Consider the following 10906-nt stretch of genomic DNA (forward strand, 5'->3'; position numbering starts at 1 on the left):
CGCTTTGCCTGCCATTTGCCAACAACATCAAGAAGAGACGCAATGCCCATGACCCACACCCTGTTCCGCGCCCTGGCGCTGGCCGGCGGCCTGTCGAGCCTGCACGCCGGCGCCGCCGACCTCAATGCCCGCGACTTCTTCGGCGCCCCGTCCGGCACCAGCCTCGGCGTGCTGTACCTGCCGGCGACCCGCGCCGACGACTTCCACGGCCCGGCCGACAGCACCGGCAAGGCCGAGCTGAAGGTCAATGCCATGGCTTACCGCCAGGTATTCTTCACCGACCTCTGCGGCACCCTGTGTACCCCGCAGTTCATCGTGCCCTTCGCCGATATCGAGGCGCGCCTGCCCGGCGCGGCCCGCCATCGCGGGGAAAGCGGTTTCGGCGATCCGCAGGTGGGCGGCACGCTGTTCTTCATCAATGACGCGGCGTCGCGCACCTACAGCGGCCTGCTGACCCTGATCACCCTGCCGGTCGGCGAGTACCACGCGCAGAACCCCGACGTGTCGCCGGGCGCCAACCGCTGGGGCGCGACCTTCGTCTACAACTACACCCAGGGCATCGGCGAGAAGTGGGTGCTGGAAGCCAACCTCGAAGCCCAGCTCTACGGCAAGAACGACGACTACTTCGGCAGCGACCTGAAACAGGATCCGCTGTACCGCCTGCAGGCCTTCGCCTCCTACGACTTCACCCCCGCCACCTATGGCGCCCTGCGCCTGATCCACGCCGACGGCGGCGAACTGCGCATCGACGACCGGCGCATCGACGACACCCACAAGCGCTACACCCAGGTCGGCTTCGAGGTGGGTCACTGGCTGGATAAGCAGAACCAGCTGATGTTCAGCCTTTCGCAGAACGTCGCCACCGACAACGGCTACCACGGCACCGATGCGCTTTTGCGTCTGGTGCATGTGTTCTGACCCCGGGGAGATGAGCATGACCACCGACTCCAAACCGCTGTCCGCCGCCCGGCCCCAGGCCTCGGCGCAACTGGCCCTGCTCGCGGCCATCGTGCTGTTCGCCGCGATCACCCCGACCATCCTCATGACCGCGCCGGCCGTGGCCGCGCAACTGGCCACGCAATGGCAGCTCGGTCCGGCGCAGATCGGCGACCTATTCTCCGCCGAACTGGGCGCCATGAGCCTGGCCACCCTGCCCGCGTTCTACTGGCTCAAGCGCGTCGACTGGCGCCGCGCGGCGCTGCTCGCCGGGGTCGCTTTCATCGCCGCCAACCTGCTGTCGATCTGGGCCAGCGGCTATTCCACCCTGCTCGCCCTGCGTTTCTGCAGCGCCCTGGCCGGCGGCTCGCTGATGATCGTGTGCCTGTCCAGCGCCGCCTCCACGGCCAACCCCAGCCGGGTCTACGGCCTCTGGGTGATGGGCCAGCTGGTGGTCGGGGCGATCGGCCTGAGCGTGTTGCCGCGCCTGTTCGAGCACTACGGCCTGGCGGCCTGCTACCTGCTGCTGGCCCTGCTGATGGCGCTGTTCCTGCCACTGGCACGGTACTTCCCGCGGGGCGCGCCGGTCACCGCACAGGCCGGCGAGGCAGCGGCGCCGCTGGCCAAAGGCAAGGTCGCCCTGGGCATTCTCGGCATCCTGGCTTTCTACATCAGCCTCAGCGGAGTCTGGACCTTCATCGGCGCCATCAGCGCCGGCGCGGGCATCGCCGCCGAGGCCAGCGGCGAGGTGCTGGCCATCGCCACGGTGATGGGCATCGTCGGCGCCGGCTGCGCCTCGCTGATCGGCGACCGCCTGCCGCGCGGGCTGCTGTTGCTGCTGGGCTACGGCCTGATGATCGGTTCGCTGCTGCTGTTGCTCGGCCAGCCGCCCCTGGCGCGCCTGGCCCTGGCGGCGCTGGCCTTCAAGTTCACCTGGACCTTCATCCTGCCGCTGATCCTCGCCTGCCTGGCCGACCTCGACCGCTCCGGCAAGCTGATGAATGCCTCCAACCTGGTGATCGGCGGCGGCCTGGCCATCGGCCCGGCGATCGCCGGACGCCTGATCGAAAGCAGCGGCGGCTTCCAGCCACTGCTGATCGGCGCCGCCGTCACCACCCTCACCTCCCTGCTGCTGATCCTCGGCTGCCGTCGCGGCGCCTGAGCAGCCTTCCCCTACCCTGGAAAAACGGAACCACCATGAGCCGAAACACTGCCTTCTTCTTCGACGAACTGAGCCTCTGGCACAGCGCCGGCCTGCATGCCCTGACCCTGCCCGTAGGCGGTTGGGTGCAGCCGCCCACCGCCGCCGGGCATGCCGAATCGCCGGAAACCAAACGGCGCCTGAAAAGCCTGCTGGACGTTTCCGGCCTGAGCCGCCAGCTGCAGGTGCGCGGTGCCGCGCCCGCCAGCGAGGACGACCTGCTGCGCGTGCATACGCCCGGCTATCTGCAGCGCTTCAAGGCCCTCAGCGATGCCGGTGGCGGCGAGCTGGGCCAGCATGCGCCGATCGGTCCGGGCAGCTACGAGATCGCCAGGCTGTCCGCCGGCCTGGCCATGGCCGCGGTGGACGCGGTGCTCGCCGGCGAGGTGGACAACGCCTACTCGCTGTCACGCCCGCCGGGGCATCACTGCCTGGCCGATGGCGCCATGGGCTTCTGCTTCCTCGCCAATATCGCCATCGCCATCGAGGCGGCCCAGGCCCGTCGCGGCCTGGGCAAGGTGGCGGTGATCGACTGGGACGTGCACCACGGCAACGGCACCCAGGCGATCTTCGAAGAGCGTGCCGACGTGCTGACCATCTCCCTGCACCAGGACGGCTGCTTTCCGCCCGGCTACAGCGGCGAGGAGGATCGCGGCCGTGGCGCGGGGCTGGGGGCGAACATCAACATCCCGCTGCCGCCGGGCAGTGGCCACGATGCGTATATCCACGCGATGGAGCGTATCGTGGTGCCGGCGCTGGAGCGTTTCGAGCCGGAGCTGATCATCGTCGCCTGCGGCTACGACGCCAACGCGGTGGACCCGCTGGCGCGGATGCTGCTGCACAGCGACTCGTTCCGCACCATGACCCGCCTGGTCCGCGAGGCCGCCGAGCGGCTGTGCCAGGGGCGCCTGGTGCTGGTGCATGAAGGCGGCTATTCGGAAGCCTACGTACCGTTCTGTGGGTTGGCGACGATCGAGGAACTGGCGGGGATCAGGACCGCGGTGGTCGATCCGATGCTGGAGTTCGTCCGGTTGCAGCAGCCGAACGAGGCGGTGACGGCGTTTCAGCGGGAGGTGGTGGAGAGGATGCAGCTGGCCTTGTAGGTGGTGGCTGGCCTGCGAAAGGCATGGGTATCTGAAAACCTGGCGGAAACCGCATCAAGGCCGTCAGGTGCCTGTCTTGAGCCCTGCAGTGCCCTCAAGATCGAGCGCCGTCCGCACGGCGCTTCGCGAGCAAGCTCGCTCCCACAGTTTGTTGCAACGAACCTATGTCTGATAGACCGCCATTGACCGCTTTGTGTGTTCGACTCGATACCGAGTCGAACCCAACAGCTTTCCCGCGATACATCGCAGTAAGACAAAGGCTGAACACCCAAATCTCACAGGCCATGGCGCGTTGCAACAAACTGTGGGAGCGAGCTTGCTCGCGAAGCGCCGCGCGGGCGGCGCTCGATCTGGAGGGCGCTGCAAGACTCAAGACAGACACCTGGCGGCCTTGATGCGCCCCCCAGACAAGCCTTCGAAGATATGCAGATACCCACACCTTCCCAGGCACATCCCGTTTCACAGACACACCATCACCCAGGCCGTACCGGGGATTCATGCCCAAAACGCAAAACTCCCATTCCCCACCAGCGGTTTTTCCACCCACTCCGCGCCCGGATACTACCCTCATTCCCTGCCCATCCAATGAGGACATCCCATGACGCTTCCCCTGTTCGGCCTCGGCACCTTCCGCCTCAAGGACCAGGTGGTCATCGACTCGGTCAGCCAGGCCCTGGACCTGGGCTACCGGGCCATCGACACGGCGCAGATCTACGGCAACGAGGCCGAGGTCGGCCAGGCCATCGCCGCCAGCGGCGTGCCCCGCGACCAGCTGTACCTGACCAGCAAGATCTGGACCGAGAACCTCGCGGCCGAGCGCCTGATCCCCAGCCTCGAAGAGAGCCTGCGCAAGCTGTGCACCGACCACCTCGACCTGACCCTGATCCACTGGCCCTCGCCCAACGGCGCAGTGCCGGTCGCCGAATTCATGGGCGCGCTGCTGGAGGCCCGGGCCCGTGGTCTGACCCGCGAGATCGGCGTGTCCAACTTCACCATCGAGCTGCTGCGCCAGGCCATCGCCGTGACCGGTCCCGGGCAGATCGCCAGCAACCAGATCGAACTGCACCCGTACCTGCAGAACCGCCGCCTGGTGGAATTCATGCAGAGCCAGCAAGTGGCCGTGACCTCGTACATGACCCTGGGCTACGGCAAGGTCCTGGAAGACCCGCTGATCAAGGAAATCGCCGCGCAGCACAACGCCACCCCGGCGCAGATCACCCTGGCCTGGGCCATGCAACTGGGCTACGCGGTGATCCCGTCCTCGACCCGGCGGGACAACCTGGCCAGCAACCTCAAGGCCGTCGGCCTGCGCCTGAGCGACACGGACATGGCCCGCATCGCCACGCTGGACAGCGGCCTGCGCCTGACCGACCCGGCCGGACTGGCGCCGCGCTGGGACTGACTCAGCCCTGGTCGGAGCACTCTTCGGCAAGCTTCAGGTAGCGCAAGGCATGTTCCTGGCCATGGGAGTCCAGGTAGGTCATGGTCGCCTGGACCACCTTGCACTGCTGGTCGCCCGCGGGCTCGCGCAGGTCGAGGACCTTGGCGATATCCAGCGGCATGCCGTAGCGGTAGTCGACCGGGGTGGGCGTCTGCGCGGCCTGGGCGGCAGCGGACAGAAGCAGGACGGGAAGCAACATCACACGCACTTTCATGGCGAATCTCCTTGGTTCAAGGTCATGCACCGATCTGCGCTCACATCACCCTTGAGTGTGGATTCGCCCCGCGGACTCCGTGGTTCGAGGGGATCAACGGCAGGAAAATCGGTTAACCTGACCCACCGCCCGCCCCGGAAACCGCTCCCCCATGGAACTGCACATCGCCCTGCACGGCCGCAAGGACCTCGCCGAGCAGTTGTACCGGCAATTGCGCGACGGCATCGACAGCGGCCGGCTCGCCGCCGGCACGCAACTGCCGCCGACACGGCTGCTGGCCGAGCAACTGGGGGTGTCGCGCAAGACCGTGGCCGAAGCCTATTCGCGACTGAGCGCGGACAACCTGCTCAGCGGTCAGGTCGGGCGCGGCACCTTCGTCACCCCGCAACCACTGGTCACCCCACCGAGCGCCCGCCAGGCCCCGCTGGCCAGCGCCGACAGCCTGGCCCGCTGGCGCGCGCGCGGCATTCCTATGGGCCGCTCGGCGCTGGCACAGCCATCGCGCTACGACTTCGTCGGCGGTGTATCGAGCAAGGCGCACTTCCCCTTCGATGTCTGGCGCCAGTGCAGCCAGCACGCCCTGCGCCAGTGCCAGCGCAGCACCACACGCTACGGCGATGCCCAGGGCGTGGCGGAATTGCGCGAAGCCATCGCCCGGCATATCGCCTTCGCCCGTGGCGTGCACTGCACCGCGGGCGACGTGCAGGTGTGCAACGGCGCGCAGCAGGCCCTGGACCTGATCGCCCGGGTACTGATCGAGCCGGGCTGCCGCGTGGCCATGGAAGACCCCGGCTATCCGCCGGCCAGGCACCTGTTCGAAGCCCTCGGCGCACGCATCCAGCATGTGCCGGTGGACGCCGACGGCCTGTGCGTCGACCTGATCGAGGCCGGTGTGCGCCTGATCTACGTGACCCCGTCGCACCAGTTCCCGCTGGGCATGCCCATGGGCCTGGCGCGGCGTCACGCCCTGCTGGCGCGCGCCGCCGAACTGGGCGCGGTGATCATCGAGGACGACTACGACAGCGAGTTCCGCTACGAGGGACGTCCCACCGACGCCCTGCAGAGCCTCGACCAGCAGGGCCTGGTGGCCTACGTCGGGACCTTCTCCAAGACCGTGCTGCCGGAACTGCGCCTGGGCTATGCGGTGCTGCCGCCGGCGCTGCTGGAGCCGGTCAGGATCGCCCGGCAGTTGAGCGACTGGCACACCTCGACCCTGAGCCAGTGGACCCTGGCGCACTTCATCGGCGAAGGCCACCTGGTCAGGCATATCCGCCGCTGCCACACGCTCTACGCGGCCCGGCGCGAGCGCATTCTGCAGCGCCTCGACGACGATCTGCAGCCATGGTTCGAGGCGGTGCCGAGCAGCGCCGGCTATCACCTCAGCGCCCTGGCCCGGGGCGCGCTGGACGTGGAGTTCGTCATCGCCCTGGCGCGCAAGGTGGAAGTCGGCCTGTATTCGCTGCGCCCGTTCTACAGCGAAGCCACGCCGCGCCCCGGTCTGCTGCTGGGCTTCGGCGCTATCGAACGGCTGGATATCGATCCGGCCCTGGACCGTCTGCGCGATACCCTGCAATCGCTCAGTTGAGGGCGCCGACCGGTGTGTCGCGGGCAACCATGGCGGCGGCATAGCCACGCGGCGCGAAACGCCCGGTGACCAGCAGCATCAGCAGCACGGTGAGCGTCAGCAGGGTCCAGGAGGCCTGGAAGTCACCGCTGATATCGCGCAGCCAGCCGGTCAGGTAGGGCACCAGGCCCGTGATGATGAAACCGATGCCCTGGACGAAGGCCGCCAGCCCGCCGGCCTGGCGCGGGTCCTTGAGGTGCTCCAGGGTCAGCGTCAGGCTCAGGCTGAAACAGGCGCCGAGGCCGAAACCGATCAGGCCGACCCACAGCCCCGGCGACAGCGCCGGATCCAGCAACAGGCCGGCGAAGCCCACCAGTTGCGCGGTCAATGCCAGCCACAGGCCCGGACGCCGGTCGGCAATCCGCCGCAACAGCAACGGCAGACCGAGGGCACCCAGCACCTGGAAGATGGTCATCAGCCCCACCAGCTCACCGCCGCCGCGGGCACTGCCGCCGACCTGCTGATAGTAGGCCGGCAGCCAGGCCACCATGCTGGTGTAGCCGCCATTGATCAGGCCGAAGTACACCGCCAGGAGCCAGGCCCGGCGATTGCCGAAGAAGTGCCCGCCGGCAGTGCCGACACGGCCGGCGGCGCCTTCCAGGTTCGGCCCGATCAGACCGAGCAGCAACAGCGCCAGCAGCACCGGCAGCAGCCAGACGCCCAGCCCGGCCTGCCAGTGCCCGAAATACTCGGCGACCCGTGGCCCGAGCACCGCGGCCAGGCCACCGCCACTCATCAATGCCGCCGAATACACCCCCATGGCCAGGGCCAGACGCCGGGCGAACCAGCGATTGACCAGCCCCGGCATCAGCGCCTGGACGAAAGCCACACCCAGCCCGGCCAGCACCGCACTGACGATCAGCGCGCCGCCACTGCCCAGCAGCAGGCGCCACAGGCAGGCAAGGCCGATGGCGGCGAGGCCGAGCAGCAAGCCGCCCTGCTCGCCCAGCCAGCGCCGCAGCCACGGCTGCGCCAGCGGCACCAGGCCCATGCACAGCACCGGCAAGGCGGTGAGCAGGGCCGCCTGCTGATAACCGATGCCGGTCCCGGCGCGGATGTCCTCCAGCAGCGGACCGATGCTGGTGAGGATCGGACGCAGGTTGAGGGTCACCGCGATGACCAGGACCATCAGCGCGGTGCCGCGCCAGCGCGAAGTCGTCTCGGTCATGCCGGGCGCACCCGCTGCCAGAGCGCATAGAGCCCCTCCTCTCCCGCCGGCTTCAGCGGCCGCAGAGGCACGGCCTGCTGCCCCGGCGCACGCGCCATCTGCGCGTACACCGCCGCGGTGGACAGGCCGTAGGGCTCGCCTTCGGCGTTGTCATAGGCGAACCAGGCGCGCTCGATCCCGCACAGGTGCATGGCGGCCAGGCACATCGGGCACGGATGGCCGCTGGCGTAGATCTCGCAGCCGTCCAGACGGGGCCGGCCGAGCACCTGGCTGGCCTGGCGGATCGCCTGCAGCTCGGCGTGGGCGGTGGGGTCGTTGCTGGTGTGAATCTGGTTGACCGCGCGGGCGATCACCTGGCCCTCGCGCACCAGCACCGCGCCAAAGGGCCGGCCACCGGCGTGGATGTTGTCCCGGGCCAGGGCCAGGGCTTCGCGCATGAAGGCTTCGTGGGCCATGTTCGACTCCTGCGGATCGGCGGACGAATGAAGCGCGATTATCCCGGGCGCCGGGTGTAGCATGAAATTAATTGATTTCATGCATACCAGTGGATTTGCGCATGCTCGACCCTCTCCTGCTCCGTGCCTTCGTCACCGTGGTGGAAACCGGCAACTTCACCCGTGCCGGTGAACGCCTGCACCTGACCCAGTCCACCGTCAGCCAGCAGATCATTCGCCTGGAACAAAGCCTGGGCAGCCGCCTGCTCGACCGCAGCCAGCGCCAGGTGTGGCCGACCGAGGCCGGCGAACGCCTGCTCGGCTATGCCCGGCGCATCCTGCGCCTGGAGGAGGAAGCACGCCTGGCCCTGAGTCCGGCCCAGGCGCAGACCGCCCTGCGCCTGGGCGCGCCGGAGGACCTGGCCGGCGAACTGCTGACCGAAGCGCTGCGCGGTTTCATCGGCGAACGACCGCACCTGCGCCTGGAAGTGGAAAGCGGCCTGAGCAATCCGTTGTTGCACCTGTACCGCAATGGTGAGCTGGACATGCTCCTGGTCAAGCAGTGGGGTGCCGATCGCGATGCCCACGCACGCTGGAAGGAGCCGTTGTCCTGGGTGTGCAGCGCCCGCGGCCTGCTGGCCCGGGAGCCATTGCCGCTGGTGGTGTTTCCGGTGGGTGCGCTGTATCGCCAGGAAATGATCCACGCCCTGGAAAGCAGCGGGCGGCCGTGGCGGATCAGTTATTCCAGTACCAGCCTGGCCAGCCTGGGTGCGGCGGTGAGTGCGGGACTGGGGGTCAGCCTGATTCCCTCGCGGTGCGTGCTGCCGGGGCATCGGGTGCTGGGTGTGGACGACGGCTTCATGCCGGTGGAGGGGCTGGAGCTGGCGCTGTATGCGCGGGCGGGGCTGGATGAGGATGGGCTGGCGTTGCGCGAGTTGCTGGCGCGGGTTGGCTCGTCTTGAAATAGGCAGCGTCCTCCAGATCGAGCGCCGCCCGCGCGGCGCATCGCGAGCACGCTCGCTCCTACATTTTGTTGCAACGTGCCATGGCCTGTGGGATTTGAGTTGTCAGCCTTTGTTTTTTCGGCGATGCATCGCGGAGAGGCTGTTGGGCTCGACTCGGTATCGTGTCGTACCAACAAGGCGGACAACCATGGCCTGTCAGGCATAGGTACGTTGCAAAAAATGTAGGAGCGGATTCATCCGCGATGCGCCGCGCGGGCGGCGCTCGATCTGAAGGGCGATGCAAACCCGAAGGCAGGCACCCAGGGTTCCGCGCCAGATTGCCCGGCACGGATCACACCATCAGCGGTTCCAGTTCGCCTCGCCGTTCTGCAGCGCCGTGGCGATGGTCTGCAGGCTGTTGTCCGGTAGGCTGTCCGGCAGCAGCAGATCGGTACCCGAGCTGACATACAGCTGCGCATAGGCATTGCGCAGTTCGGCGTAGGCCAGGTCGCGCTTGAGCTGGGTCTGCAGGTTGTTCAGTTCGCCCTGGATCAGCTCCAGCTCACCGATGTTCTGCGTCTGGTAGCGGTTGCGCAGCTGCTCGGCGATCTGTCCGTCGAGGGTCGCCAGCTCTTCGCTGGTACGGAACTGACGCACCGACTCGTTGTAGTTGGCGTTGGCCACGTACAGCTGGGCCAGCACCGCCATGGACATGGCCTGACGCCGTGCCGCGGCGACGTCTTCGCCGGCTTCGGCAACCTTGATCGCCGCCGGTGCCGAGAGCACGTTGAACAGGTTCCAGGTCACCTTGACGCCGTAGTCGGCCCAGCTCTGGTTGGTCAGGAACGAGTTGCTGTCGTAGTGACCACCGGCCGAGAACTCCAGGCCCGGCAGCATGCGCAGCATGGCCTTGCGGGTTTCCGCGGCGCTGATGCGGGTCTGGTAGTCCTGCTCGCGCAGTTCCGGACGGTTGGCCAGGGCCTGCTCTTCCAGCTGGTTCAGGTTGCCCTTGAACTCCGGCACCGCGTAGCCCTCTTCCGGAGCCAGGGTGAAATCGGTGTTCAGCGGCAGGTTGATCAGCGCGGCCAGTTCGGTCTTGGCCAGGGACAGCGCGCGACGCTGCTCTTCCAGCTGGCGGGTGGCCTCGATCAACGCGCGCTGGTAGCTCAGGGTCTGCACCGGATCGCCGACACGCTGCGCGCTCATGCTCTGGCTGTTGCCGCGGGCTTCATGGATACGCCCCATGAGGTTGTCGATCTGGTTCAGCAGACGCTGCGCCGCCACCGCCCGCCAGTACGCCGAGCGCACGTCCTGGGTGATGGTGTGGACCACCTTGCGCTTGCGCTCCTGGAGGATCAGGCGCTGGTCGGCCTGCTGCTTGGCACTGACGTAGCTGACGCCGAAGTCCAGCACGTTCCACACCATGGTCAGGTCGGCGACTTCGCGGTCGCGGTCCTGGGAGGTCGAAGGTTCCAGAGACGTGCCACCGGTCTCGATGCTCCGGCTGCTGGAGGCGCTGACATTGTTGCGCCCGGCGTAGCCGGCTTCCATCGCCATGCGCGGCAGCATGTCGAAGCGGGCCAGATCGACCTGGCGCTCGGCCAGGGCTTCTTCCATCACCTTCAGGCGCGATTCGAGGTTGTACTTCACCGCGCGGGCCATGGCCTGGTGCAGGGTCAGGGGCCCGCCAAGGGGCTCCTGGTCCTTGAACATGCTGGCCAGGTCGGTGCGCGCGCGCTCCTCGCTGGCGCTGCGGTCGATCGGCTCGCTGGTCACGGCACATCCGCTGATGGCCAGTGCCAACAGGCTGGCGGCAAACAGTTTGTGGCTTTTATTCATCC

General features: G+C 67.8%; 10 protein-coding genes. 6 read left to right on the forward strand and 4 right to left on the reverse strand.

Features of this window, described 5'->3' with window-relative positions; translation table 11 throughout:
- The first annotated feature begins 42 nt into the window (after nt 1-42).
- From CHB99_RS12345 to dkgB, 4 genes are all read left to right on the forward strand, one after another.
- Complete coding sequence (locus CHB99_RS12345; RefSeq protein WP_170946380.1) at nt 43-918, forward strand: transporter; 876 nt, start codon at nt 43-45, stop codon at nt 916-918.
- Between the two features lie 16 nt (nt 919-934).
- Complete coding sequence (locus CHB99_RS12350) at nt 935-2098, forward strand: MFS transporter (RefSeq protein ID WP_042129262.1); 1164 nt, start codon at nt 935-937, stop codon at nt 2096-2098.
- A gap of 35 nt (nt 2099-2133) precedes the next feature.
- Complete coding sequence (locus tag CHB99_RS12355; RefSeq protein WP_042129260.1) at nt 2134-3240, forward strand: class II histone deacetylase; 1107 nt, start codon at nt 2134-2136, stop codon at nt 3238-3240.
- Between the two features lie 598 nt (nt 3241-3838).
- On the forward strand, nt 3839-4642 hold the full coding sequence (gene dkgB / locus CHB99_RS12360) for a 2,5-didehydrogluconate reductase DkgB (protein WP_042130703.1): 804 nt from the start codon (nt 3839-3841) through the stop codon (nt 4640-4642).
- A 1-nt stretch (nt 4643) separates the two neighbouring features.
- Here the strand turns inward: dkgB and CHB99_RS12365 are convergent, their stop codons facing one another.
- Nucleotides 4644-4895, reverse strand: a complete 252-nt coding sequence (locus CHB99_RS12365; RefSeq protein WP_042130706.1) for a DUF2790 domain-containing protein — start codon at nt 4893-4895, stop codon at nt 4644-4646.
- Nucleotides 4896-5046: 151 nt separating this feature from the next.
- Here CHB99_RS12365 and pdxR point away from each other — a divergent pair, with 151 nt between their 5' ends.
- The gene (gene pdxR, locus CHB99_RS12370) at nt 5047-6480 is read left to right on the forward strand and encodes a MocR-like pyridoxine biosynthesis transcription factor PdxR (protein WP_042130709.1); all 1434 of its coding nucleotides are present in this window, start codon (nt 5047-5049) and stop codon (nt 6478-6480) included.
- Here the strand turns inward: pdxR and CHB99_RS12375 are convergent.
- The gene (locus tag CHB99_RS12375; protein WP_042130711.1) at nt 6473-7687 is read right to left on the reverse strand and encodes a cyanate transporter; all 1215 of its coding nucleotides are present in this window, start codon (nt 7685-7687) and stop codon (nt 6473-6475) included. The genes pdxR and CHB99_RS12375 overlap by 8 nt on opposite strands.
- The gene (locus CHB99_RS12380) at nt 7684-8142 is read right to left on the reverse strand and encodes a nucleoside deaminase (RefSeq protein ID WP_042130712.1); all 459 of its coding nucleotides are present in this window, start codon (nt 8140-8142) and stop codon (nt 7684-7686) included. Before CHB99_RS12380 ends, CHB99_RS12375 begins: the two co-directional genes overlap by 4 nt.
- A gap of 101 nt (nt 8143-8243) precedes the next feature.
- Between CHB99_RS12380 and CHB99_RS12385 the strand changes: the two genes are divergently transcribed.
- A complete protein-coding gene (locus CHB99_RS12385; RefSeq protein WP_042130714.1) occupies nt 8244-9083 on the forward strand; it encodes a LysR substrate-binding domain-containing protein in 840 nt (279 codons plus the stop codon).
- 342 nt (nt 9084-9425) lie between these two features.
- Here the strand turns inward: CHB99_RS12385 and CHB99_RS12390 are convergent, their stop codons facing one another.
- Nucleotides 9426-10904 carry a TolC family protein gene (locus CHB99_RS12390; protein WP_042129969.1) on the reverse strand — a complete coding sequence of 493 codons (1479 nt, stop codon included), beginning with the start codon at nt 10902-10904 and terminating at the stop codon, nt 9426-9428.
- Nucleotides 10905-10906 lie beyond the last annotated feature (2 nt).

The sequence above is a fragment of the Pseudomonas japonica genome (assembly GCF_900188455.1).
GTDB lineage: Bacteria > Pseudomonadota > Gammaproteobacteria > Pseudomonadales > Pseudomonadaceae > Aquipseudomonas > Aquipseudomonas japonica.